The sequence below is a fragment of the Lacrimispora indolis DSM 755 genome (assembly GCF_000526995.1).
GTDB classification, from domain to species: domain Bacteria; phylum Bacillota; class Clostridia; order Lachnospirales; family Lachnospiraceae; genus Lacrimispora; species Lacrimispora indolis.
On the sequence record NZ_AZUI01000001.1, the window covers coordinates 5237160 to 5260835 of the forward strand.

Annotated in this window: 23 protein-coding genes and 2 tRNA genes; 5 read left to right on the plus strand and 20 right to left on the minus strand. The window is 46.0% G+C overall.

What is annotated here, in order from left to right; translation table 11 throughout:
* Positions 1 to 9: 9 nt before the first annotated feature.
* The 7 genes from K401_RS0125485 to K401_RS0125515 form a co-directional block, all read right to left on the minus strand.
* Positions 10 to 1374: a PFL family protein gene (locus tag K401_RS0125485; protein ID WP_024295602.1), complete on the minus strand. Its 1365-nt coding sequence runs from the start codon at positions 1372 to 1374 to the stop codon at positions 10 to 12.
* Positions 1375 to 1413: 39 nt separating this feature from the next.
* Entirely contained in the window at positions 1414 to 1686 is a 273-nt protein-coding gene (locus K401_RS0125490) for an ACT domain-containing protein (RefSeq protein ID WP_024295603.1), read from the minus strand.
* 46 nt (positions 1687 to 1732) lie between these two features.
* On the minus strand, positions 1733 to 2530 hold the full coding sequence (locus K401_RS0125495) for an MBL fold metallo-hydrolase (protein WP_024295604.1): 798 nt from the start codon (positions 2528 to 2530) through the stop codon (positions 1733 to 1735).
* A gap of 96 nt (positions 2531 to 2626) precedes the next feature.
* Positions 2627 to 3208: a dephospho-CoA kinase gene (coaE, locus tag K401_RS0125500; protein WP_024295605.1), complete on the minus strand. Its 582-nt coding sequence runs from the start codon at positions 3206 to 3208 to the stop codon at positions 2627 to 2629.
* 112 nt (positions 3209 to 3320) lie between these two features.
* Positions 3321 to 5870, minus strand: a complete 2550-nt coding sequence (polA, locus tag K401_RS0125510; protein WP_024295606.1) for a DNA polymerase I — start codon at positions 5868 to 5870, stop codon at positions 3321 to 3323.
* Positions 5863 to 6006 carry a hypothetical protein gene (locus K401_RS33070; RefSeq protein WP_156945317.1) on the minus strand — a complete coding sequence of 48 codons (144 nt, stop codon included), beginning with the start codon at positions 6004 to 6006 and terminating at the stop codon, positions 5863 to 5865. The genes polA and K401_RS33070 overlap by 8 nt, the downstream gene beginning before the upstream one ends.
* 77 nt (positions 6007 to 6083) lie before the next feature.
* Positions 6084 to 6431, minus strand: coding sequence for an anti-sigma factor family protein (locus K401_RS0125515; RefSeq protein WP_024295607.1), 348 nt, complete (start codon positions 6429 to 6431; stop codon positions 6084 to 6086).
* A gap of 133 nt (positions 6432 to 6564) precedes the next feature.
* Between K401_RS0125515 and K401_RS0125520 the strand changes: the two genes are divergently transcribed.
* The 4 genes from K401_RS0125520 (at position 6565) to upp (ending at position 8996) form a co-directional block, all read left to right on the plus strand.
* Positions 6565 to 6647 (plus strand) — tRNA-Leu (locus tag K401_RS0125520).
* A gap of 190 nt (positions 6648 to 6837) precedes the next feature.
* Positions 6838 to 7674 carry a polysaccharide deacetylase family protein gene (locus K401_RS0125525; RefSeq protein ID WP_024295608.1) on the plus strand — a complete coding sequence of 279 codons (837 nt, stop codon included), beginning with the start codon at positions 6838 to 6840 and terminating at the stop codon, positions 7672 to 7674.
* Positions 7675 to 7744: 70 nt separating this feature from the next.
* Positions 7745 to 7909 carry a hypothetical protein gene (locus K401_RS32620; protein ID WP_330362319.1) on the plus strand — a complete coding sequence of 55 codons (165 nt, stop codon included), beginning with the start codon at positions 7745 to 7747 and terminating at the stop codon, positions 7907 to 7909.
* 457 nt (positions 7910 to 8366) lie between these two features.
* Positions 8367 to 8996, plus strand: coding sequence for a uracil phosphoribosyltransferase (upp, locus tag K401_RS0125530; protein WP_024295609.1), 630 nt, complete (start codon positions 8367 to 8369; stop codon positions 8994 to 8996).
* Positions 8997 to 9099: 103 nt separating this feature from the next.
* Here the strand turns inward: upp and K401_RS0125535 are convergent, their stop codons facing one another.
* The 8 genes from K401_RS0125535 to K401_RS0125570 form a co-directional block, all read right to left on the minus strand.
* Positions 9100 to 10428 (minus strand): sodium-dependent transporter, encoded by a 1329-nt coding sequence (locus K401_RS0125535; RefSeq protein WP_024295610.1) that lies wholly within the window; start codon positions 10426 to 10428, stop codon positions 9100 to 9102.
* 11 nt (positions 10429 to 10439) lie between these two features.
* On the minus strand, positions 10440 to 11123 hold the full coding sequence (locus tag K401_RS0125540) for an LbetaH domain-containing protein (RefSeq protein WP_024295611.1): 684 nt from the start codon (positions 11121 to 11123) through the stop codon (positions 10440 to 10442).
* An 11-nt stretch (positions 11124 to 11134) separates the two neighbouring features.
* Complete coding sequence (locus K401_RS0125545; RefSeq protein ID WP_024295612.1) at positions 11135 to 13264, minus strand: DNA topoisomerase; 2130 nt, start codon at positions 13262 to 13264, stop codon at positions 11135 to 11137.
* Between the two features lie 77 nt (positions 13265 to 13341).
* Positions 13342 to 14232: a DMT family transporter gene (locus tag K401_RS0125550; RefSeq protein WP_024295613.1), complete on the minus strand. Its 891-nt coding sequence runs from the start codon at positions 14230 to 14232 to the stop codon at positions 13342 to 13344.
* A 70-nt stretch (positions 14233 to 14302) separates the two neighbouring features.
* Entirely contained in the window at positions 14303 to 15364 is a 1062-nt protein-coding gene (locus K401_RS0125555) for an aldose epimerase family protein (protein ID WP_024295614.1), read from the minus strand.
* Between the two features lie 67 nt (positions 15365 to 15431).
* Entirely contained in the window at positions 15432 to 16520 is a 1089-nt protein-coding gene (gene asd, locus K401_RS0125560) for an aspartate-semialdehyde dehydrogenase (RefSeq protein WP_024295615.1), read from the minus strand.
* A gap of 159 nt (positions 16521 to 16679) precedes the next feature.
* The gene (locus K401_RS0125565) at positions 16680 to 18914 is read right to left on the minus strand and encodes a DNA gyrase/topoisomerase IV subunit A (protein ID WP_024295616.1); all 2235 of its coding nucleotides are present in this window, start codon (positions 18912 to 18914) and stop codon (positions 16680 to 16682) included.
* 17 nt (positions 18915 to 18931) lie between these two features.
* A complete protein-coding gene (locus K401_RS0125570; RefSeq protein ID WP_024295617.1) occupies positions 18932 to 20851 on the minus strand; it encodes a DNA gyrase/topoisomerase IV subunit B in 1920 nt (639 codons plus the stop codon).
* A gap of 156 nt (positions 20852 to 21007) precedes the next feature.
* On the opposite strand from K401_RS0125570, the gene K401_RS0125575 reads away from it, so the two are divergent.
* Positions 21008 to 21078 (plus strand) — tRNA-Gly (locus K401_RS0125575).
* Between the two features lie 98 nt (positions 21079 to 21176).
* Here the strand turns inward: K401_RS0125575 and K401_RS0125580 are convergent.
* The 5 genes from K401_RS0125580 to K401_RS0125600 form a co-directional block, all read right to left on the minus strand.
* Entirely contained in the window at positions 21177 to 22337 is a 1161-nt protein-coding gene (locus tag K401_RS0125580) for a tyrosine-type recombinase/integrase (RefSeq protein WP_024295618.1), read from the minus strand.
* A gap of 84 nt (positions 22338 to 22421) precedes the next feature.
* On the minus strand, positions 22422 to 22643 hold the full coding sequence (locus tag K401_RS0125585) for a hypothetical protein (RefSeq protein WP_024295619.1): 222 nt from the start codon (positions 22641 to 22643) through the stop codon (positions 22422 to 22424).
* Positions 22615 to 22839, minus strand: a complete 225-nt coding sequence (locus K401_RS0125590) for a hypothetical protein (protein ID WP_024295620.1) — start codon at positions 22837 to 22839, stop codon at positions 22615 to 22617. The genes K401_RS0125585 and K401_RS0125590 overlap by 29 nt, the downstream gene beginning before the upstream one ends.
* Positions 22836 to 23141, minus strand: coding sequence for a hypothetical protein (locus K401_RS0125595; protein WP_024295621.1), 306 nt, complete (start codon positions 23139 to 23141; stop codon positions 22836 to 22838). Before K401_RS0125595 ends, K401_RS0125590 begins: the two co-directional genes overlap by 4 nt.
* A gap of 232 nt (positions 23142 to 23373) precedes the next feature.
* Positions 23374 to 23649 (minus strand): hypothetical protein, encoded by a 276-nt coding sequence (locus K401_RS0125600; protein ID WP_024295622.1) that lies wholly within the window; start codon positions 23647 to 23649, stop codon positions 23374 to 23376.
* Between the last annotated feature and the right edge of the window lie 27 nt (positions 23650 to 23676).

Sequence of the window (23676 nt, forward strand, 5' to 3'; positions counted from 1 at the left end):
TGCTGCCTTTTAATTTTTAAAGCTGTGGATCGGGGCCGGAATCCGTCCGCCTCTGGTAATGAATTTTTCACAGGAATACCGGCTGACCGGCATAACAGGAGCATATCCCAAAAGTCCGCCGAATTCCACCGTATCACCCACAGACTTTCCAATGACAGGGATAATCCGGACGGCAGTGGTCTTCTGATTTACCATACCGATAGCAGATTCATCTGCAATAATGCCCGCAATGGTGGTAGCAGGCGTATCCCCGGGAATTGCGATCATGTCAAGGCCTACGGAACAAACGCAGGTCATTGCCTCCAGCTTCTCTATGTTCAGTGCTCCCATTGCCACCGCATCAATCATTCCCTGATCTTCGCTGACAGGAATAAACGCGCCGCTTAAACCGCCTACATAGGAGGAGGCCATAACGCCGCCTTTTTTTACCTGGTCATTTAACATGGCAAGAGCCGCCGTGGTGCCCGGCGCGCCAACCCGTTCCAGTCCGATCTCTTCCAGGATCTCAGCCACGCTGTCGCCAACGGCAGGCGTCGGTGCAAGGGATAAGTCAATGATTCCAAAGGGAACATTCAGCCTTCGGGAAGCCTCCTGGGCTACAAGCTGTCCCACCCGGGTTATCTTAAAGGCGGTTTTCTTAATGGTTTCACACAGAACCCCAAAATCCTTTCCTCTGGCCGCTTCAATGGCCGTCTTAACAACCCCCGGGCCGCTGACTCCCACATTAATGATTGTCTCAGCTTCCGTTACCCCGTGGAACGCTCCTGCCATAAAGGGATTATCATCCGGTGCATTGCAAAATACCACCAGCTTGGCACAGCCAAGGGAATCCTTATCCTTGGTAGCCTTTGCCGTTTCCACCACAATCTCTCCCATAAGGGCCACTGCATCCATGTTAATGCCTGTTTTTGTGGAGCCAACATTGACGGAGCTGCATACCCGGTCCGTGCAGGCAAGGGCTTCCGGTATGGAGAGGATCAGATTTTTATCCGCAGCAGTCATTCCCTTGCTTACCAAAGAGGAGTATCCGCCGATAAAATTCACATCCACCTCTTTGGCCGCACGGTCAAGAGTCTGTGCAATGGTCACGAAATCTTCCGGACTTTTGCAGGCAGCTCCGCCGACTATGGCAATGGGGGTCACGGAAATTCTTTTATTTACAATGGGGATACCAAAATCCTTTTCAATCTCCCTGCCTACTTCCACAAGGTTTTTTGCAGCAGTCGTGATCTTGTTATAAATCTTTTCATTCATTGCCTTCAAATCACCGTCGCAGCAGTCAAGGAGGCTGATGCCCATGGTAATGGTACGCACATCAAGCATTTCCTGTTCAATCATCTTATTGGTCTCATTTACTTCAAACATATTTAGCATATCAAGAACCCATCCTTTTCTTAAGCCTTTACCTTATCATTAGATACGGTGCATACTGGTAAAAATTTCCTCTCGCTGGCATTTTACCTTTACGCCGATTTCATCGCCAATCTGTTCCAGTTCATCGGCCAGCTCCCCGAAAGGCTTTGCTGCGTCATTGATATCCACGATCATCATCATATTAAAGAAGCCCTGGACAATAGTCTGGGAAATATCCAATATGTTCACCCTGTTGCCTGCCAGATAAGTACAGATCTTTGCAATGATCCCAACGGTGTCTTTTCCAACTACTGTAATAATCGTTTTGTTCATAATACTTCTCCTCTTCAATTAGTTTATAAGCCCACAGTTCAGCTCGCTATATTGTAATAATTTCCGACATCTGGTCCCTTTTTGCAACCGCTATGGAAAAATCCGATGCCTTAAATGGATTATCACCTTCTGTAATCTCAAGCCTTACGGTCTCATAAGCAAGTTCCTCATAATTGTTCTCCTTGCTTAAGTGGCCCAGCAAAATCTTCTTTAAGTTATCATGGAGAATACAGCACAAGAGCCGCCCTGCATTCTCATTGGAAAGGTGTCCGTGATCTCCCAGGATCCGGCGCTTTAAATAATAGGGATAAGGGCCTGCCTGGAGCATATTTACATCGTGGTTGGACTCTAAAAGCACTGCATCAAGTCCCTGAAGATGTTCAATGATGTACTGGTCGTAATGTCCCATATCCGTGGCCACAGCAACAGACTTGCGCCCGTGCTGGATCCGGTAAGCTACCGGGTTTGACGCGTCGTGATCAATGGAGAACGGCTTTACTTCCAGATCCCCCACACAAAAATCCACGTCAGGCCTGATGGCGCAAAATAGTTCCCTGGGATATTCCCCCAGATACTTCTGCTTTGATATCTCTTCCAGGGTCTCCTTTGTTCCGTAAATGGGGACTCCATACTTCCTGGCCAGAACTCCCAGCCCCTTCGTATGGTCGGAATGTTCATGGGTAATGACGATTCCGGTCAGCTCATTACCCTTTATTCCAATCTCATTCAATCCCTGTTCGATCCGTTTGTTGCTGATCCCGGCATCCACCAGGACATGTGTAGTATCGGAGCCCACATAAATGCAGTTTCCGCTGCTTCCGCTTGCAATACTTACCAATCTCATGATTTCCTCTTTCCTGTCCACGCTTTTTAAACATAAAGGCATACCCCTGGGTATTTCCTTTCGCAGCACATCTGCTGAGCCATAAGCAGGGATTTTCTATCCCCTGTTTTTCAATATTTCAGCCAGCTGGCTTCTCACCTCTTCCATGGAACCGTCATTTTCAATCACCCGCGTACAACGGCTTAAAAACTCTGATTCAGAGGCCTGGCTTGCTATGATACGTTCCGAATGCTCTCTTGTATAACCCCTGCTTTCCGCCAAACGGCGGATCCGGTTCTCCTTTGAAGTTCGGACATACCACATTTCTTCCCAGCTGTCATCCATTTCTTCATTCATAATTGCAAATTCTACCACAATAAGCCCTGCTTGGGAAGCAGAAATTTTATCACTTATGGTTTTCCATACCATAGGGTGAATGATTCCATCTACAATTTTCCTTGCGCTGTCATCCTGAAAAATGCGTGCAGCCAGGGCTTTGCGGTCAATGGCTCCCTCCTGATTTAGGAAGCCCTTTCCCAGGGCTTCCGTCAGCGCCAGATAGCCTTCCATTCCCGGCTCCATCAGCTGGCGGGCCACTTCATCCGCCTTGATTACTTCCGCACCGTATTCTTCCTTTAAAATAGAAAGAACCATGCTTTTTCCGGCTCCAACACCTCCGGTCAGTCCAATCACTCTCATCCTGTCACCAACCCTTTATCCCTATGAATGCATTGGGCCAGCCCGATATGCCTGGATGTCCATCCGGCGGCTGCCCATGAGGTAAAATCCCTTGCAGGCTGCTGCAAGGATTTTACTTTGCATCGAACCAGGAATCTCCTACATTAGCCTCCACCTCAAGGGATACCGCAAGGTCCGCTGCATGCTTCATCTCTTCCACCAGAAGCTCCTTTACCTGGTCCACTTCATCCCGGTACGCTTCAATGAGAAGTTCATCGTGAACCTGAAGAACGATTCTGGACCGCAATCCCTGTTTTTTCAAGGCATTGTCCACCCGGATCATGGCGATCTTGATAATATCTGCTGCAGTGCCCTGGATGGGAGAATTCATGGCTACCCGTTCTCCAAAAGAACGCTGCATAAAGTTGGTGGATTTCAGCTCGGGAACCGGGCGGCGTCTGCCGAACATGCTGGAAGCATAGCCCTGTTCCCTGGCCTCAGCCACCAGACCGTCTAAAAATGACTTTACTCCCGGATAAGTCTCAAAATACTTGTTAATGTATTCTGAAGCCTCTTTTCTGGTGATGCTTAAGCCTTCACTTAAACCAAAGGAGCTGATTCCATATACAATGCCAAAGTTCACGGCCTTTGCATTCCTTCTCTGAAGAGGAGTCACCTCATGAAGGGGGACATGGAACACCTGGGAAGCCGTGATAGCATGGATATCCTCTGCCTGCCGGTATGCACCGATAAGACGCTGGTCTCCTGACATATGGGCCAGTACTCTCAGCTCAATCTGAGAATAATCCGCATCAACAAACACACAGCCCTCCTGAGGCACGAAAACCTTCCTGATCTCCCTTCCCAGCTCCACGCGGACGGGAATATTCTGCAGGTTGGGTTCCGTGCTGCTGATCCTTCCGGTGGCTGTAATCGTCTGGTTAAAGGTCCCATGAATCCGCTCATCAGGCCCTATATAGGCTGCCAGCCCATCCGCATAGGTGGAATTTAGTTTTGTCAGCTGCCTGTAATCCAGGATCAGATTGACAGCGGGCCAGTCAGGGGCCAGCTTTTCCAATACATCCGCAGCCGTTGAATAACCGGTTTTTGTCCTCTTTCCTCCCGGAATTTTCATATGATCAAAGAGTACCTCTCCAAGCTGCTTGGGGGAATTGATGTTAAAGGTTTCTCCTGTTTCCCCATATATCTTCTGTTCCAGCTCCGCAATACGGACCTTTAAACGATCCCCATATTCCTTAAGGCGTTCCCTTTCCACCCGGATCCCAGCTTCTTCCATACGAAACAGGCTGTAGATCAAAGGCATTTCAATTTCATAAAACAGCTTATCCATGCCCGACTTTTTCAATTCCTCATGAAGCAGGCTCTGGCTCCTTAGTGCAACATAGGACATATAACAGATACAGGAAACGGCTTTTTCCCTGTTTTCCTCCAAGGCATGTTTAAAGGAGCTTTTTCCTATAAGCTCCGTTCTGGAAGGAATGGAAAGGTCCAGATAATCTGCCGCCAGATCGTTGTATTCATAAGAATCCTTTAATGGGTCCAGCAAATATCCGGCAATACTGGCATCAAACACCGGGCTTTCCGGCGTAAGCCTTAAGAAGGACAGCTGGCTCTTTAAATGAAGGACAGCTGTCAAGCCTGCCCTTTTACATATCTCCGCCCCTTTCTCCGCCAGATATTCCGGCTTGAGAAGCCCCTGAGGAATGAAGCAGTAACATTCTGTTTCACTGAGGCAAAGAGACAGGGCTGATACGGTCTTGTCCTCGACCACCAGCTGGATGCCAGGCCGGCAGCCCTCCACGCATTTTAAGAATATTTCTTCAGCCTCTGAAAGATCCGTAACCGCATGAAAGCCTGATTCCAGGGTGGGTTCCTCTTCTCCCGGAAAAACGGCGGGAACAAAATCCATGTCTATGATCTTCTGGATCTCCGCCTGCTCCAGAGTTTTTGTGTAATCCAGACGGATATCGCAATCCTTTCGCAGGGTAACAAGTTCTTCCTTCTTCCTTACCTCTTCCTGACTTCCGGCAAGGGCTTCCCTGATCCTGTGAGACTCTATTTTTTCCATCTCATTATAAATATTTTCAATGCTGTGATATTCTCTTATCAGCTGACAGGCAGTCTTTTCTCCAATTCCCCCTGTTCCGGCCAACGCAAAAACACCTTTTAAATCCTCCGGTTCAAGGCCGAACTCCTCCCGGACAGTCTCCATGGAATAGGGCTTAAATTCCAGGCCCTCTTCCCCCACAGCCGGAAGCTTAAGTGTCACATGCTCTTCCACTGCCTGTAAGAGCATCCGATCTCCGGACAGGAGGGTGACTTCTCCATCTTCTGCCTTGCATCTTTTTGCCAGTGACGCCAGAATATCGGAAGAAGTATAACCTTCCTTATTAAGAACAGGAAGCCCCAGGGAAAGAAGAGCCTCCTTTAAAAGCTCTTCCTGTTTTAAAAGCTCTTCATTCACCCCGGTGTTTTTATGAATCTTTTTACCTCTGCTGTCTGCTCCGGAATCAAAGGCAGCGGCCAGAAAGTCCGCTTCTCCCCCTTCCACCAGATTCATTACAAGGCTTTGAACCCCCTTCGCTCCATTGGAAGGAAGTCCATAAAAAGCGTTCTGTATCATGCTGCTTCCGTCAATCAATATAACTTTTTTTCTATCCATGTTTCCTCTTTCCTGCCCATGTTCTCTGGGCATAAAGGTATACCCGCAGGGTGTTTCCTCTTTCCTGCCCATGTTCTCTGGGCATAAAGGTATACCCATTGGGTCTTTCCTCTTTTCTGCCTCGCTTTTTGGGCATAAAGATATACCCCAGGATGTTTCCTGCTTCCTGCCCTCACTTTCAGGCATACAGGCACTTACCGGGTACTCTTCCCATCATAGTAAGCCCCACTGCATCCAAATCCGGCACTGCAGAAGGACCGTAAAGATCAGCGCCATTATACTTACTGTAGACACCGCATATTTGGCAATTTTAATACACCGTATGACCTGAAGCCTTTGCCTGGACTGTTCTATGGCGGCTTCCAGCGCCCCTTTTATATTATAGTTCCCCGTTTCGGAGTCCAGCTGCCTGATTCCTACGTCCACAGTAAAATATATTTCCAATTCCTCACGGCAATCCGGACAGGATTCCATATGTTTCAGAAATTCCCCCAGCTCTTCGTCCGTCAGTTCATCCTTGATGTATGGCATGACCAGACGTTCTGTTTCCTTACATGTCATGGCCCAGACACCTCCTTAAACACATCTTCTGTCTATCATACAATATATTCTGCCTATTTTCAATTTAATAATCGCAAAAAAACACTTGCCAAATGGAAAATCCTATGATAAAATAATGAACGTTGTAAGCAGCGCCGGCATGTCGGAATGGCAGACGAGGCGGACTCAAAATCCGTTGATGGCAACATCGTGTGGGTTCAAGTCCCACTGCCGGCACTACACCCTTGGCAGGGAGCAAGGCCTTGGAAATTTGAATCGTTTCAGATTTCCAAGGCCTTTTCTCTGCTCTTCGTCATCCTTTTCCAATAATTTCCTATAATTTTCTTAATTCGAGGGAAATCCCGGCACAACTGCAATATTTGTGATATACTGTAAAAAATCACTGAAAATGAAGGGAGGCCATTCTATGAAACGAAACTCATTCATTCCAGCCCTTTTCATCGGCTGCGCCCTGATCTTAAGCGGATGCGGAAACAAGAATTATATGAAAACAGACCAATCAGCTACCGCTGCTGCTAAAGAATCCATGTCCTCCGGCACAAATGCACCGGAACCTGAAAAGACCGGAACCTCTGACAATAAAGCACCGGAAAGCGAAGCAAACAAGGATACTTCTGCTGGCTCCATCACTTCTGGCCTTCATACCTATGAGGAAGGAAAAGCTTCCATACAATATCCGGCTGTCTCCGGATTAGAGGATGAGGCGAAGAAAGAAAAGATCAACAATCTGTTAAAAAACAATGCCCTGGAAATACTAAAAGCATACCCGGTCAATCCGGAAAAGGACAGCCTTTCCATTACAGCTGAGGTAATTTCTGTGGACAGGAAACGGATCACCGTGGTATATACCGGGCTGTTTTATGGAGAAGGAGCGGCTTATCCGGTAAATCTGTTTTTTACAAACACAGTGGATATGAACCAGGCAAAGAATATAAGGCTCACGGATTATGCGGACCCCAAGGGGCTGGCTGAATACATCCGCTCAGAGGACTGCCAGTTTTTTGATGCCTCCCCTGAGCTAAAGGAAGCTTTATTCCCTTTACTTGGTGAAACCAGTCTGGAAGCATATGTGAAAATGTTCCAAAATGCAGATTTTTCCACAAAAGCAGCTTCTTCAGACAACACTCCTGTTTTCCCGGAATCCTTTAGCTATGAGGATCACGGCACCATTATCGTTTCCATCCCCGTACCTCACAGTTTAGGAGATTTTGCGCTTATTAAATATACTCCTGAGACAAAATAGGAAAAATAGTTGCCATTTTCCCCTTTCTTTGATAAAATAGGACGGAAATAAAAAGAAATGGGGTAGAAAAATGAGTAACAATGCAAAACTGACCACCCGGTATTATCTGCTCAGTATCCAGCATCTGTCCGCCATATTCGGCGCCACCGTACTGGTCCCCTTACTGACAGTTCAATCCATCGCCGGCATTATCCTTTGCAGGCGTCGGCATCTTAATATTCCACTGCTGTACTAAATTTAAGGTTCCTGTATTTCCTGGTTCCTCCTTCGATTTTCTGGCCCCTGTCACCGCAATTATCCGGCCGGAAGGAACCGTGATCCCAGGAAACGTACTTTAGCACAGAGTGGAATTTATTTTGCCCAGGGCTATTTTATGCCGGTTCCCATTCTCATGGGAATTACGGCAAATTGCTTGTTATCCATCATGTCAGGAACTGCAAATGTATTCCATATGGATTATTCTGCCATTGCTTTCCCGTCATGAATCAATATCCCATTTTTTTGCCAAGGCTTCAAATGGATCACTAAGTTTTCCAGCTAAGAGGATTTCATGTTGAAGCAGGCTCCATCACACTAAACATTTCAGGTCTGTTCCCTCAGCCGTGACCGGTGTCCACATAAGCCTCACATTGCCGGAACCCCTGATACAGCAAGAGATGAAAGAAAGGATTAAAATTACTATGGACTTTTCAATGGACAACGTAACCATTTTTACCCACCCACTCATTCAGCACAAGATCTCTATTTTAAGAGATAAGAAAACAGGCACCAACGAGTTCCGCGCCCTCATTGAGGAAATTGCAATGCTGATGGGATTTGAAGCTTTAAGAGATCTCCCCTTACAGGATGTGGAGGTGGAAACTCCCATTGAGACCTGCATGACTCCCATGATCTCCGGTAAAAAAATGGCTGTGGTACCCATCCTTCGTGCAGGGCTGGGTATGGTAAACGGCATCCTGGCTTTGGTTCCTTCCGCAAAAGTAGGCCACATCGGTCTTTACCGGGATGAAGTCACCCACGAGCCTCATGAATATTACTGCAAGCTGCCAAGTCCTATTGAGCTGAGAACCATTGTTGTGACCGATCCCATGCTGGCCACCGGCGGTTCCGCAGTTGCTGCCGTGGATTTCATCAAACAGCATGGCGGAAAGCACATTAAGTTCATGGCCATTATTGCCGCTCCTGAAGGCTTAAAAAGACTTAGGGAAGCACATCCGGACATTCAGATCTACATCGGACATCTGGACCGCCAGTTAAATGAAAACGCCTATATCTGTCCTGGACTGGGTGATGCAGGTGACAGGATTTTCGGTACAAAATAGCAGACTGCAAAGGGGCTGTCAGAAAACACCCTTTGAACCTGCATAAAAAGCGCGCTTTGATCCGGCTTATACAGCCGATTCAAAACGCGCTTTCATTTATATCTTATCCGATTCCTTTATATATAATGCTAAGTGCAAACACCAGTGCCGCAAGAAAAACATAAATATATTTTGCAGTAAAAAGATAAGCCGGCCCTAAAGGCTTCTTTCGGCCTCTGTTTAATTCTTCCGTGATCCTGCCGTCCTTTAAAACCCAGTAAATTATTATAGCGCATAAAACAGCGCCAAAGGGAACCACGTATATAGTAATCAGATCCATAAAGAATCCCATATACGGCTCATATTCTATGAAAAGTCCCGGAATAAATACAGCAGCTCCTACCAAAAAGATAGCTTTTCTTCGAGAAAAGTGCAAATGTGTCTGAACAGCCTCCGAGCATACCTCAAGCATGTTCACCAGGGAAGTCACTCCTGCAAACAGCACAGAAAGGAAAAACAGCACTGCCACCCATCTTCCTGCAGGAATCATGGAAAAGACCTTAGGTACTGTGATGAACATAAGAGGCGGACCGCTGGCCGGGTCCATCTGGAAGGCAAAGACTGCCGGAATGATGGCAAAACCAGCCAAAAGCGCGGCGATTGTATCTAAAAACGCAGTGGTAATGGCTGCCTTGGGAATGTCTTCCTTCTTATCTAAATAGCTTCCGTAAATGACCATCCCGGAACCCGTAATGGATAAGGAAAAGAATGCCTGGCCCATGGCCATCACCCAGGTTTCCGGTTTCAGCAAGTATTCCCATCTGGGAACCAAAAGATATTCATAGCCTGCCAAAGCTCCCGGAAGAAAAAAGACCCGTACCGCAATGATGGCAAACAGGATAAAAAAGGACGGCATCATGATTGCATTTACTTTTTCAATGCCCTTTAAAACGCCTCCTGCCAGCACTGCCACAGTAATGGCCACCACAAGAAAATGCCAGGGTACACTGCCGAATTTTCCCGTCATGCCTGAAAAGTATTCCGTTGTATCCGAGTTCATCATTACGCCGGTCAGGGAACCGAACAGATATTTCAGGACCCAGCCTACAATGATGGCATAGCCTATGGCAATGCCAAAAGAGCCGATCAAAGGAATTGCTCCAAGAAAGGCTCCTCCCTTCTTCCCCCTGGTCTTCATGGCATAGTCATAAGATCCAATGGGGCCTGTCCCGGTCAGCCTTCCAAAGGCAAACTCACCGGAAAGCCCGACCATGCCAAATAAAAAAACAAAGCCAAAATACACCAGTAAAAAAGCGGCTCCCCCATATTGACCCAGGCGGTAGGGAAACATCCAGATGTTTCCCATACCTACCGCAGAGCCGACAGAGGCAAGAATAAACCCGATCCGTGAACCAAAGGTTCCGTTCTTTGCCGCAGTGTGTTGTTTATCCATTGTACTGTTCCTTATTCCTCAATCAAATTTTTCTCAATGATTTCTCCCTGGTTCTTATAGATGGAGTTAGCTTCTACACAGCCTCTGACACAGGAAAGAGGATAAATATTGGATTTCGGTCCGATCACTGTTCCGGGATTTAAAACTGCTCCGCAGCCTACTTCAGCGAAATCGCCTATGATGGCTCCGAATTTCTTAAGTCCTGTCTCAATATCACCGTCTTCTGCATGGACAGTAACCAGAGACTTGTCGGATTTTACGTTGGAAGCCAGAGAAGAAGCGCCCATATGAGACTTATAGCCTAAGATGGAATCTCCTACATAGTTATAATGAGGAACCTGCACGCCGTCAAAAAGAATGGAATTCTTAATTTCAGAAGAGTTTCCAATTACAGCAAACTCTCCAATGATGGCATTGCCTCTGATAAATGCACAATGGCGGATCTGTGCTCCCTTGCAGATGATCACATTCTCACCCATACAGGCTGTTGGCGGAAGATTGATGGATTTATGGATCCATACCGCTTTTCCCACATGAACAAACTCATCCTTTGGAAGACGCTCTCCCAGGGAAACAATAAATTCGCTGATTTTCGGAAGGATCTCCCATGGGTAAGTGGTCTGTTCAAATAATAATTTGGCTATGGTATGGCTGGTATCAAATAAGTCCTGGTTTGTCATATCTTCTTTTTTCATTTTATAATCTCCTATTTTTGTTTTTTATAATTAGCTGCCGCAGCGTCAAATATGCTATGCAGGTCATAATGATTGTTGAGCCTTAAAACTCCTGCAGTCCGCCCGGCAACAAAGTTCTCCAGTTTCACCATATATTCTTCAGGGGTTATGGTCCCCTCGGCCACATAATTCAGCCCTTTTTCCCAGCTTGCCGTCAATTCCGGATTAAGGAGCTGCCTGATAGAAGCATTAACCACATCAAAGATCATTTCTCCCAAAAGTGTGGGAACGATCACCTGGGTCTTAGTGTTTAGGGAAAGATATTTAATATGAAACAGTTTTTTTAATATTTCAGCCCTGGTGGCACTGGTCCCGATCCCGCTTCCCTTTATCTGGGCGCGGAGCTCTTCATGCTCTATAAGCTGTCCGGCATTTTCCATTGCTAAGATCATGGAACCGGAGGTATAGCGTTTGGGAGGGGAGGTTTCTCCTTCTTTGATGATCAATTTCTTAAGGGGAAGCTTCATTCCCTTTTTTAAACTTCCAAGCATGGCGACGAATGCCGGATTATCCATCTGATTCTGAGAAGATTCCGGATTATTCTCTTCCTGGCTTCCGTCCTCAGGGGGGGCTTCTCCACTTCCTTCCTCCTGCTGTTTCTTTTTCCCCCAAGATACCTCTGCAATTTTTAAATAGCCCGCTTCCAGCATGACACGGAAATTGGCATAAAAATGTTCCTTACACGGTTCCTGAAGAGACGGGGCGGAATTTAAAGCAGGGTACGCTGCATCCGCCACTAGTTCCAGAGCATATTTCTGATAAACAGCCGGCGGATAAAAAACGCTTAAGAATCTTCTTGCTATGACTTCATAAACCTTGGTTCCCAAAGGAGATGCCCCTTTTAATGCAGCAATACCTTGTCCGGTAGGTATGATGGCATAGTGGTCCGTTATCTGCTTATCATTGACATACCTGGTTTTTTCAATGGTCCGGTAGGAACCCTTTTCCATGACCTCTGCTGCCGCTTCTGCCAATGGCTCAAAGCCCTTAAGTCCGCCGATGTTCTTATGGATCTCTTTCGCGACCGCTGTGGATAAAACTCTGGCATCAGTTCTTGGATAGGTGACCAGCTTCTTTTCATAAAGTTCCTGAACCAGCTTTAAGGTTTCATCAGGGCTGATCTTAAACATCCTGGAACAATCATTCTGAAGCTCCGCCAGATTGTAAAGCAGGGGCGGATTCTTTGTTTCCTTTTTCTTTTCTATGGAAGCAACGGTCCCTTCCATGGGTTCCATGAGGGACAGGGCATTTATCAGCTCTTCCGCATATTTTCGTTCCTTAAAGCCGTTTTCCTTATAAAGGAACGGGGATTCAAAATACTTAGATCCGGGGGCACTTCTCCATTCCCCGTCAAAATCCATTCCCGACAGCTCGGGCCGGTCCGGATCTTCCCTTAAAAAGGTTCCGATCACCCGGTAAAACGGGGTTTTTACAAACTCCCTGATCTCCCGCTCTCTCCGAACAACCATCCCCATGACACAGGTCATGACGCGGCCAACGGATATTACCGTATTTTTTCCGCTCTTTAAGTAATTGGAAATGTTCTGTCCATACCTTAGTGTAAGCAATCGGGAAAAATTAATTCCCATGAGATAATCTTCTTTTGCCCTTAAATAGGCAGATGCTGAAAGATTATCGTATTCGGATTCATCCTTTGCCTCCCTGATGCCTCTTAAAATTTCTTCCTCTGTCTGGGAATCAATCCACACACGCTTCTGCTTCTTGTCCTTGACTCCTGCCATCTGTGCTACCAGACGGTATATGTACTCTCCTTCCCGTCCGGAGTCCGTGCACACATATATCGTATCCACATCAGGACGGTTCAGCAGACTGCTCACAATCTTATATTGCTTTTCAGCGCTTGGGATCACCTCATACTTGAATTCCCTTGGAAGAAATGGGAGGGTGGAAAGGCTCCACCGCTTGTACTTGGGATCATAACTTTCCGGATAGCTCATCGTTACCAGATGCCCCACGCACCAGGTTATGATCACCTGGTCCGATTCCATGTATCCATCCCTGCGCCTTCCGTTAGCCTTTAAAGCATTGGCAAACTCCTGGGCCACACTTGGTTTTTCTGCAATGTATAACGATTTTGACATATCTCTCCCTACCGCCTTATGATAGTAACCGTTCTATTATACCACTAAAATTCACGAATAGCAATTCTTTCCGGCAACTATGATATTGCCGTCCCTTTCTTTTTATACTCAGACAGGATAACAGAAGCAAACATCAGCACACATCCTGCTCCCAGTTTTAACGTCACAGGATCCCCAAGAAAGATCACGGAAAACATCAATCCGAATACGGATTCAAAGGATAATATGATCGAAGAAGTATTAGGACTTAAATGCTTTTGCCCCATATTCTGCATGAGAAAGCAAAGCATTGTGCTGAATATCCCCAGGTACAGCAGACCGGTCATCATAGACGGGCCGATCACGCGAAAATCAAAGGAGCCTTCCAACGGCAAAGCGATTGCCCAGCTTAGTATTGCTGCCACGATCATCTGGATCACTGTCAAAACAATCGGGTCATGATCTTCTGTATAACGGTCAATGAAAACAATGTGAAATGCAAAGAAAAAGCCGCATACCAAAGTCATCACATCTCCTATATTCACGGAAAGGTCTCCTTCCAGGGATAAAAATGCAAGGCCGAATACTGCGATCACCGCAGCTGCCACATTGTTTGCCGTAGGCCTCTTTTTATTGTAAAACCAATGAAAAAAGGGCACCAGGATCACATACAATGTGGTGATGAAAGCATTTTTACTGGCAGTGGTATATTTAAGACCATAGGTCTGAAACAAATAACTGATAAACAAAAATATTCCCAAAAGCCCGCCGCACATCACATCGGTCTTACGGATCTTTCTCACCCGTTTCCAGAATACAGCCACCAGAGCAGCGGAAGCGATGGTAAAGCGCAGAGCCAGCAGATAGGCGGGAGTGATCACTTCCACCGAATTCTTCATCACGACAAAGGCACTGCCCCATATAATCGTTGTTATAATCAGACCCAAAACAGACAATGCCTTGATCCCTTTTCCGTCCAGTTTGTTCATATGTACACCTGATGTCCTTTCACATAAGAGCAGGGGCGCAGCACCCTGCGTCCCTGGATTATCTTTTTGTTTATTCTATATTGGAAAATTTGTAAACAGTGACTGTCTTATATTCCTCTCCGGCCTTTAAAACCGGGGACTGGAATTCCGGTTTGTTCACAGAATCCGGATAATACTGGGTTTCAAAGCAATAACAGCAGCGCTTTCCATAAACGACTCCGCCCTTGCCGGCCATTCCATCTGCCAGGAAGTTAGCCGTGTAAAACTGTATTCCAGGAAGGTCTGTATATACCTCCATCCGAATGCCTGTCTGATCGGATTCCGCTGCGGCACATAGGGAAATCTCTCCATCCGGGTGGTTTAAGGCCCAGTTATGGTCATAGCCTTTGCCAAAAATAAGCGCCTCATATTCTTCGTTAATATCCTGCCCAATGGGCTTCATAACCGTAAAGTCCATGGGAGTACCCTTAACAGGAGTCAGTTCTCCGGTGGGAATGGAACCCTCATCGGTCCTGGTAAAGGCATCCCCATCGATCCAGACGCGCTGCTTCATGACATTTGAGCCATCCTGTCCATCCAGGTTGAAATAGCTGTGATTGGTGAAGTTTGCCACTGTATCTGCATCGCAGATCATGTGATAGGAAATTTCAAGGCTGTCATCAGCAGTAAGGGTATATGTCACGGTAATGTTGGCATTTCCTGGAAATCCCTGATCTCCATCCGGCGAAAAAAGGGAAAAACTGACGCTGGTGCCCAAATCGTTTTCCTCGGCCTCACTGTCCCAAAGGCGGCTCTGGTAAAGATCCGGACCGCTGTGAAGATTGTTCGGCCCATTATTTGCTTCCAGCCTGTACTCTTTTCCATTAATGCTGAATTTCGCTCCTCCAATGCGGTTGGCGTTCCTTCCGATGGGGGCTCCAAAGTGAGGCGGGTTTAAAAGATACTGGTCCGCACTGTCAAATCCTAAGACCACATCAACCATTGTTCCATTCCTGTCAGGCACGTTCATGGTAACCCAAACTGCACCCAGATTCGTAAAAGAAGCGGAAACTCCGTTTCTGTTTACCAGTGTATACAAATACACTTCTCTTCCATCGGGCATGTTTCCCCAAAGCTCTTTCTTGTATGCCATTTTCCTTCCTCCATATACCTTTTTACTGAAAGCTCCCTCCTTGCAGGCCGGGAGCCTTACAATCCAATCATTCCTTGGCCTTGATATATCCCTTTGCGGTTAAAAGCTCTGCTGAGAGAACTGCACCGCCGGCCGCACCGCGGACCGTGTTGTGGGACAGACCCACAAATTTATAATCGTAAACCGAATCTTCTCTTAAACGCCCTACGGAGATTCCCATTCCTTTTTCAAAATCCACATCAAGGGTTACCTGAGGACGGTTATCTTCCTCCAGATACTGGATGAACTGCTTAGGAGCACTTGGAAGCTCCAGCTCCTGGGGTAAGCCTTTAAAATTCACTATGCGGTCAATTAGTTCTTCTTTGGTAGGTTTTTTGCGGAATTTTATAAATACAGCTGCTGTGTGTCCATTTAATACGGGCACCCGGATACACTGGCAGGTGATGACCGGTTCACTGGCCTTCACGATTTCTCCGTTTTCAACCTTTCCCCAGAGGCGAAGCGGCTCCTGCTCGCTCTTTTCTTCTTCCCCGCCTATATAAGGAATGATGTTTTCTACCATCTCCGGCCAGTCCTTAAAGGTCTTTCCGGCTCCTGAAATTGCCTGATAGGTGGTAGCCACCACTTCATAAGGTTCAAATTCCTTCCAGGCCGTTAAAACAGGAGCATAGCTTTGGATGGAACAGTTGGGTTTTACCACAATGAATCCCCGGTCAGTGCCCAAACGCTTTTTCTGATCCTCAATGACCTCAAAATGTTCCGGATTGATCTCCGGCACCACCATGGGAACATCAGGAGTCCACCGATGGGCGCTGTTATTGGATACTACCGGTGTCCCGGTCTTTGCATAAGCTTCCTCAATGGCCTTTATTTCTTCCTTTGTCATATCTACAGCGCTGAAAACAAAATCAACACCGGCAGCGACCGCTTCCACTTCATTTACATTCATAACAGATAATTTTTTTACGGATTCCGGCATTGGGGTGGTCATTTTCCAACGGTCGCCCACTGCTTCCTCATAAGTCCTGCCGGCAGAACGGGGGCTTGCCGCCACTGTTACCACCTCATACCAGGGGTGATTCTCCAGAAGAGAAATAAATCTCTGTCCCACCATACCGGTTGCTCCTAAAACACCGACTCGCAATTTCTTTTCCATAACTTTCTCCTCTTTTCTTTTCATTTTGTAATCTATGATATGCTAAAGTCTTAACTATCCTATAACAAAGTGAAAAAAAAATCAACATTTATTCGCCATAAAAATACATTTGTGCGCGGTACGAACACATTTCATCAAAATGTATGCTGCTGTAAAGCACTAAAGGCGCACCTTGCTGCCTTTTCCGTCACGTTTTCCAATTTTCAGCCGGTTTAAGTGGACCTCTTTTTCCTTGTAAGTGATGATGGGATCCTCACCTAATAAGTGCACCGCCTCCAGTTCTTCGCCAGGAGCCAGCTTGATCCCCCTTACCCCTCTTGCATTTTTTTTCATCTCAGGGATTTCCTCTGTCTGGAATCGTAAAAATACGCCTGCCGACGTCTGAAGCACCACATCTGTCTGCCCGTTTACAAGCTGGACATTTAAGAGCATGTCGTCATCAGTAAGCTTTGTGGCAGCCACGGTCCTGTTATTGGTTTCAAATTCTTCTCCGGGCACCTGCTTTACAAGGGCCTGCTTTGTGGCGAACAGGAATTTATGCCCTTTAAGCCCTGCTCCATGGCCCAAGTACACGATCCCTTCCCTGGTTCCGTCAAACTTGCTTAAGTTATCAATGGGCGTTCCCTTATCCCGCAGCTTTCCGTTTGGAATATCCTGGATCTTCACCTGATGCAAATTTCCTGTATTGGTAAAGATGCAGATCTTGTCCGTGTTTAAACAGTTTACCACATATGGATTCTCTGTTTCAATGGTTTCTTTATTTCTGTCATACGTCGCTTTATCCAGGACCTTACAGTAGCCGAAACGGTCCATGACAAAAGTCACCTCAGACACGGCAACAGCTGTTTCATCATAGACGGCTTCTTTTCCGTCCTCGATCAAGGTTCTCCGGGGAGTGGCATATTCCTGTTTGATCCGGGCTAAGTCATCCTTGATCACCGTGTCCATATTTTTCCGGCTGGAGAGGATTTTTTCATATTCCGCAATTTTAGCCAACGTTTCCTTATACTCCTTTTCCAACTGAAGGATTTCCAGGCCGATCAGCTTGTAAAGGCGCATTTCTAATATGGCTGTGGCCTGTTTCTCTGTAAAATGCAGGGTCTTTGCATCCTCCTCAAATCCCTTGACCCTGAAATTGATGTTTGAAATGTCTCCGGTCATGAGGCAGTTTTTTGCGTCTTTTAAGTTTTTGGAACCCCTTAAAACTGCAATAATCAAGTCAATGATGTCGCAGGCCTTAATAAGGCCTTCCTTGATTTCCTTTTTTTCCAGCTCTTTTTCCAAAAGACTCTGGTATTTTCTGGTGGCATTTTTATACTGGAAATCCAGGTAGTTTTTAAGGATCCCCTTTAAGTTCAGCGTTTCCGGCTTGCCGTCCGCAATGGCCAGCATGTTGACTCCAAAGGTGTCTTCCAGCTTTGTCTTCTTATAGAGGATGTTGCGGATTTTTTCTACATCCGCATCCTTTCGCAGCTCCAGGACGATCCGGATTCCATCCTTGTTGGACTGGTTTGAAATGTCCACCACATCCCCCAGCTTCTTGCTTTCCACCAGCTCGGCTACATCCACCAGGAATTTATTGATCCCGGCTCCCACCATGGTATAAGGGATTTCCGTGATCACCAGCTTGTCCTTATCCGCTTTCCTTTTTCCCAGCTCCACCTCAATCTTTCCCCGGAGCTTGATCTTTCCTGCTCCCGTTTCATAAATGGCGGGCAGATCGCTCTTATTGGCTATAATGCCGCCTGTGGGAAAATCCGGACCAGGCAGGTATTCCATCAGCTCCCTGATGGAAATATCCGGATTGTCAATATAAGCCTGTACCGCGTCAATGACTTCCCCCAGGTTATGGGACGGGATGCTGGTGCTCATTCCTACCGCAATGCCTTCGGCTCCATTTATTAAGAGATTCGGCACCCGGACCGGCAGGACCTCAGGTTCCTTTTCCGTTTCATCGTAATTGGGAACAAAGTCAACCGTTTTATCTAAATCCTTTAAATAGACTTCCTCTGCAAATTTTTCCAGCCTAGCTTCCGTGTAACGCATGGCCGCCGCCCCGTCCCCTTCAATGGAACCGAAGTTTCCGTGGCCGTTTACCAGAGGCATTCCCTTCTTAAATATCTGGGACATAACCACCAGGGTTTCATATATGGAGCTGTCGCCATGGGGATGGTACTTACCCATGGTATCACCCACGATACGGGCCGACTTTCTGTGAGGCTTATCGTGGTTTAAGCGAAGCTCGCTCATATCATATAATACACGCCGTTGTACCGGCTTTAATCCGTCTCTTGCATCCGGGATCGCTCTGGCTGTGATGACACTCATGGAATAGTTCATGTAGCTCTTCTGCATTTCCTCGGAGTATTCTGTTTTAATGATTTTTTCTGCCATATTTCCTCATCGCCTCCTTATGCGTCTATCTCAGCTTCATCCGCATGTTCATAGATAAACAGCCGTCTTGGAAGCACGTCACTGCCCATGAGCATTTCCGTTATTTCCGAAGCCATGCGGGCGTCCTCGATTTCCACCTGCTTTAACACACGCCGTTCCGGGTCAAGGGTCGTTTCCCAGAGCTGTTCGGCATCCATTTCACCAAGGCCCTTATAACGCTGTAAGGTAAATTCCCCAGTGTGGGTCCTGCGGTAGCGCTCCAGCTCCTTTTCATCGTAAAGGTACTGTTCCTGCCCCCGCTTGGGAATGACCTTAAACAGCGGCGGCATGGCGATAAACACGTGGCCGTCATAAATCAGCTCCGGCATAAAGCGGTATAAAAAAGTGAGAAGAAGGGTATCGATATGGCTTCCATCCACATCCGCATCAGTCATGAGGATGATCTTATGATACCGCAGCTTTGAAATGTCAAAATCATTGCCATAGCCTTCGGAAAATCCGCAGCCAAAGGCGTTTATCATGGTCTTGATCTCCGCATTTGCCAAAACCTTATCCATAGAGGCCTTCTCCACATTTAAAATCTTTCCCCGTATGGGAAGAATGGCCTGATACTGCCGGTTCCGGGCAGTTTTTGCGGAGCCTCCGGCGGAATCTCCCTCTACGATAAAGATTTCGCATTTTTCTGCCTCCCGGCTTTCACAGTTTGCCAGCTTTCCGTTGCTGTCAAAGGAAAATCTGGATTTGGAAAGCATGTTGGTCTTGGCTTTTTCCTCTGCCTTCCGGATCTTTGCAGACTTTTCCGCACAGCTGATGACTGCTTTTAAAACCTCTAAATTACGGTCAAAATACCGCTGCAGCTCGTCGCCGGTCACGGTGAATACCGCTTTAGTGGCATCCGCACTGGCCAGCTTTGTCTTTGTCTGCCCTTCAAAAATCGGGTCCGGATGCTTAACCGCAACAACGGCTGTCAGGCCGTTTCTTGTATCGGCTCCTGTAAAGTTGGTATCTTTTTCCTTTAAAACACCAAGCTCTCTTGCATAGGTGTTAATCATCTGGGTGAAACGGGTCTTAAAACCTGCCAGGTGGGTTCCCCCTTCCTGGGTGAAAATATTGTTGCAGAAACCCAGGATATTCTCTTCAAAGGTGTCCACAAACTGCAGAGCCACTTCAATTTCCACCTTGTCCATTGTTCCCTTAAAATATATCGGATCATGGACTGCTTCTTTTCCGGTATTTAATTCCCTTACATAGGCGATGATCCCATCCGGTTCATGATAGACGATGGTCTCCTCTTCGCCCTGCCGTTTGTTCATATAGATGATTCTCAGGGCCGGATTTAAATAGGCGGTTTCATGAAGACGGCTTTTCAGCCAGTCCGCCTTAAAACGCGTTTTCTCAAAGATCTCCCCATCCGGCAGGAAATTGATCTCTGTTCCCGTTTCCTTTGTTTTTCCTAACGTGGGAAGCAGGCCATCCACCAGTTCGACCGTTGGTATGCCCCGCTCATACTCATCATAATGAATCAGACCATTTTTATATACTTTGATTTTCATGTGGGCGGACAGGGCATTTACCACGGAAGAGCCCACTCCGTGAAGACCGCCGCTGGTTTTGTAGGCATCGTTATCAAATTTGCCGCCTGCATGAAGCGTAGACAAAACCACACGCTCTGCCGATACGCCTTTGGTGTGCATTTCCACCGGAATTCCCCGGCCTGCATCCTTAACGGTGCAGGACCCGTCTGCTTCCAGGGTCACCCATATCTGATCGCAGTAACCGGCCAGATGCTCGTCCACCGCATTGTCTACAATCTCATATATCAAATGATTCAATCCCTTTGTCCCAACGCTGCCTATATACATGCCCGGACGTTTCCGCACCGCTTCAAGACCTTCCAGTACGGTAATACTGTCCGCATTATACTGTGCTTTTGCCATGATACTCCTCCACATCTAGTATTGTCATTTCCCATTATACAATGCCTTTTCCATATTTGGCAAGTTACTGGCAATTTTTTTGCTAAATTTCATAAAAAAGTATTGAATTTTCCTGACCCCCTATGCTATAATATAAAACGTGTCAAATAACACTAAGCAGATATAGTTCATTGGTAGAACATCAGCTTCCCAAGCTGAGGAGGCGGGTCCGATTCCCGTTATCTGCTCTAAACCTTTTATTTACAAGGAAAAAGAGGGCTTCCAAAATAATTTGGATAGTCCTCTTTTTTTGACTTGACACCACTTTGACACCACTTCTATTTTTTTACAGTATTTTTTCGATCTTTTTCATTTCCTCGGCTTTCGTATCTGGCAGTACATGCGAATATAAATCTGCAGTCATGGCAAGGCTGCTATGGCCTAAGATCACCTGCATGACCTTTAACGGAATTCCCTGTTCCAGGCCTCTTGTGGCAAATGTATGGCGTAAGGTATGTGGAGTTATCGGATCAAATTCCATACCATCTTTCTTGATCTTATTGGCGATTTTTTTCATGTCTACCCGGATCCCAGTATCCCAAAATGCTCCACCATCTTCATAAGTTAAGACCATATTTTTTAGGTTATCTTCTTCTTTCCATTTTTCGCCCAGTTTTAACCGGTTTTCAAGCTGCCTATGCCTGATATTTTTCAGAAGTTCTTCTATATTATTAAGCATTGGTATATCTCTCCGGCTGCTCTCTGTCTTCGGGCTATCCTTGTACCGGCCTGATCCCTCACGAAGATATACCAGGGTCCCTGTTACATGGATCAGTTTATTCTTCCAATCAATATCAGACCATTGCAAGCCCGTTATCTCATTGACACGCATGCCCGTTGATAAAGCCATTACATAGAAATTATAGTATACAGACCCTTTTGCATATTTCAAAAAAGTATGCTGCTCTTCCAGTGACATTACTCTCTTTTCATTCTGGTTCTTTTTCCTGTATTTAGGAAAAACCAAAGCGTCAGCCGGATTACTTATTATCAGCTTATTTTTTTGTGCCTGATTGAACATTCCCGATAAAATAACAAATGCAAAATTAACACGTGACTTAGAAAACCCTTTCTTGTAAAGGTCATTAATGATTTTCTGTAAGGCCTGGGGCTGTATGTCCGTCACTTTCCTTTTTCCTAAAACCGGCCCAATGTAGCTTGAATATGTCTGTTTATACGTCTGTATCGTTGAGGCTTTGCTTGTATTGTTCTTATATTGTTCCAACCATGTTTCAAACCAGGCAGAAACCGTAATATCTTTAGGCTTGCAGAAAATACCATGCTTTAACTCATATTTCATGTTTTCCATTTTCTCCAGCAAGTCTTTCATATTTATATCATATATGGTATACCTCTCCCCATCATACTGAAAGCGGGCCATGTATCTCCCGTCAGAACGCAGGGTAATCCCTTTCGGTAACGGCTTCCCGTTCTTATCTACTGCCATATTATTTTACTCCTTATAAGGAATGCAACAATATAATTGCTATATGCTGCATTCCCTCAATATTTTTCAACATGAAGGTTCTCTCTATTTTTCCTCTTGATCCTGGAAAAGAAGTTCGGCAACGTCCCGATCACAGTTATGCTTATCCATAATCTCATACAATTTGAGTTCCTGGGCCACATCATCGTCCTGGTGCTTTATGGCCTTAAGCTGCCCCTTTACCTCTTGTAATTCCTCCATAGCCTTGTCATAGTTTTCTATCATGCAGTTGTACTGCTCAACAGGCACAAGAATCATTTTCTGCATACTCTTCCCTCATTTCCGTCTGCTTACCGTGGATTAATAAATCTATTAATTTGTTACTACACTGCTGTAATGCATCTCCACCGCCCAACTTCTCGACCTCTTTTAACAATAGCGGTCTAAGGGCTTTAAGTTCTTCTAAATTGAGACTACATAACAGCTCAACCATTTTATATGTTGATCTTTTTTCTTCAATCATTTCAAATCCCCCTGTTTTCCCTCTGGAAACTGTACATGAGTATCTTCTGCTTCACCAGTAATATTTACGGCGTTTTTCAGTTCTTCCAGACTTTTACAAAGGTTCAGCACTAAATCACCAATAATACAAACCTTCACACCTGCATCGTCATAATAATGAGACAAGATTTTCCATGTATCCACTTCGGATATGACTTCTTCGCAAAAATAGCTTTCAAATAAATCACCAATCATCACTTGAATTTTTCGGACCGATGTCTCAATATCCAAGATTTTTTTATCAATAATCGCTTCTCTTGTCATTTCCAAATCCTCTCCTTTACATTTGGGGTTGCAAAGGGATAAATCTGTGCTATAATCAGAGTATCCCTTTTGCATGGTGTGTGAACGGGTTGAATTTTTTTATTAGCCCTGTGCGTTTGCCGATGCATGGGGTTTTTACATTTGGTGTGTGATCTGGCAGCAGGTCCATGTAATTGCCGTTACTCACTGCTGCTTGTTATTCTTTTATTGGCCCTGAGCACTTACAGGCCTGTTATGCTACGGTAAACCGCTTTTCGCTTGTCTGACTCATGTACTGGCTGTAAAGCGTCTTGTGCTCTTTCTGGAAGCTCTTGGAATCGAATCGGTTCTTGATGATTGTTTTCCACTGTACCAGGAAAGCCCCGGCCTTTAATTCCTCGGCTCCTCTTGCATGCATTTCCTTCTTGATTTCCTCTTTCAGCTTATCCGCTTCTGCCTTAAGCGCTGTCTGCTGCTCTTCAATGGCCTTTAACTTTTTTACTCTGTTTACAATGGCTCTTTCTCCCATGTAGTTGATCTCCTTTCCTTCTGGTGG

Coding starts and splice junctions, on each gene's coding strand:
- K401_RS0125485 (WP_024295602.1), bottom strand. CDS start 1,374: ATGCTAAATATGTTTGAAGTAAATGAGACCAATAAGATGATTGAACAG.
- K401_RS0125595 (WP_024295621.1), bottom strand. CDS start 23,141: ATGACAAGAGAAGCGATTATTGATAAAAAAATCTTGGATATTGAGACA.
- coaE (WP_024295605.1), bottom strand. CDS start 3,208: ATGAGAGTGATTGGACTGACCGGAGGTGTTGGAGCCGGAAAAAGCATG.
- K401_RS0125490 (WP_024295603.1), bottom strand. CDS start 1,686: ATGAACAAAACGATTATTACAGTAGTTGGAAAAGACACCGTTGGGATC.
- K401_RS0125585 (WP_024295619.1), bottom strand. CDS start 22,643: ATGCAGAAAATGATTCTTGTGCCTGTTGAGCAGTACAACTGCATGATA.
- K401_RS0125555 (WP_024295614.1), bottom strand. CDS start 15,364: ATGGCATACAAGAAAGAGCTTTGGGGAAACATGCCCGATGGAAGAGAA.
- polA (WP_024295606.1), bottom strand. CDS start 5,870: ATGGATAGAAAAAAAGTTATATTGATTGACGGAAGCAGCATGATACAG.
- K401_RS0125565 (WP_024295616.1), bottom strand. CDS start 18,914: ATGGCAGAAAAAATCATTAAAACAGAATACTCCGAGGAAATGCAGAAG.
- K401_RS0125525 (WP_024295608.1), top strand. CDS start 6,838: ATGAAACGAAACTCATTCATTCCAGCCCTTTTCATCGGCTGCGCCCTG.
- upp (WP_024295609.1), top strand. CDS start 8,367: ATGGACAACGTAACCATTTTTACCCACCCACTCATTCAGCACAAGATC.
- K401_RS0125540 (WP_024295611.1), bottom strand. CDS start 11,123: ATGAAAAAAGAAGATATGACAAACCAGGACTTATTTGATACCAGCCAT.
- K401_RS0125550 (WP_024295613.1), bottom strand. CDS start 14,232: ATGAACAAACTGGACGGAAAAGGGATCAAGGCATTGTCTGTTTTGGGT.
- K401_RS0125515 (WP_024295607.1), bottom strand. CDS start 6,431: ATGACATGTAAGGAAACAGAACGTCTGGTCATGCCATACATCAAGGAT.
- K401_RS0125495 (WP_024295604.1), bottom strand. CDS start 2,530: ATGAGATTGGTAAGTATTGCAAGCGGAAGCAGCGGAAACTGCATTTAT.
- K401_RS0125570 (WP_024295617.1), bottom strand. CDS start 20,851: ATGGCAAAAGCACAGTATAATGCGGACAGTATTACCGTACTGGAAGGT.
- K401_RS0125600 (WP_024295622.1), bottom strand. CDS start 23,649: ATGGGAGAAAGAGCCATTGTAAACAGAGTAAAAAAGTTAAAGGCCATT.
- K401_RS0125580 (WP_024295618.1), bottom strand. CDS start 22,337: ATGGCAGTAGATAAGAACGGGAAGCCGTTACCGAAAGGGATTACCCTG.
- K401_RS0125590 (WP_024295620.1), bottom strand. CDS start 22,839: ATGATTGAAGAAAAAAGATCAACATATAAAATGGTTGAGCTGTTATGT.
- K401_RS0125535 (WP_024295610.1), bottom strand. CDS start 10,428: ATGGATAAACAACACACTGCGGCAAAGAACGGAACCTTTGGTTCACGG.
- K401_RS0125545 (WP_024295612.1), bottom strand. CDS start 13,264: ATGTCAAAATCGTTATACATTGCAGAAAAACCAAGTGTGGCCCAGGAG.
- asd (WP_024295615.1), bottom strand. CDS start 16,520: ATGGAAAAGAAATTGCGAGTCGGTGTTTTAGGAGCAACCGGTATGGTG.
- K401_RS33070 (WP_156945317.1), bottom strand. CDS start 6,006: ATGCCCAAAAAGCGAGGCAGAAAAGAGGAAAGACCCAATGGGTATACC.
- K401_RS32620 (WP_330362319.1), top strand. CDS start 7,745: ATGAGTAACAATGCAAAACTGACCACCCGGTATTATCTGCTCAGTATC.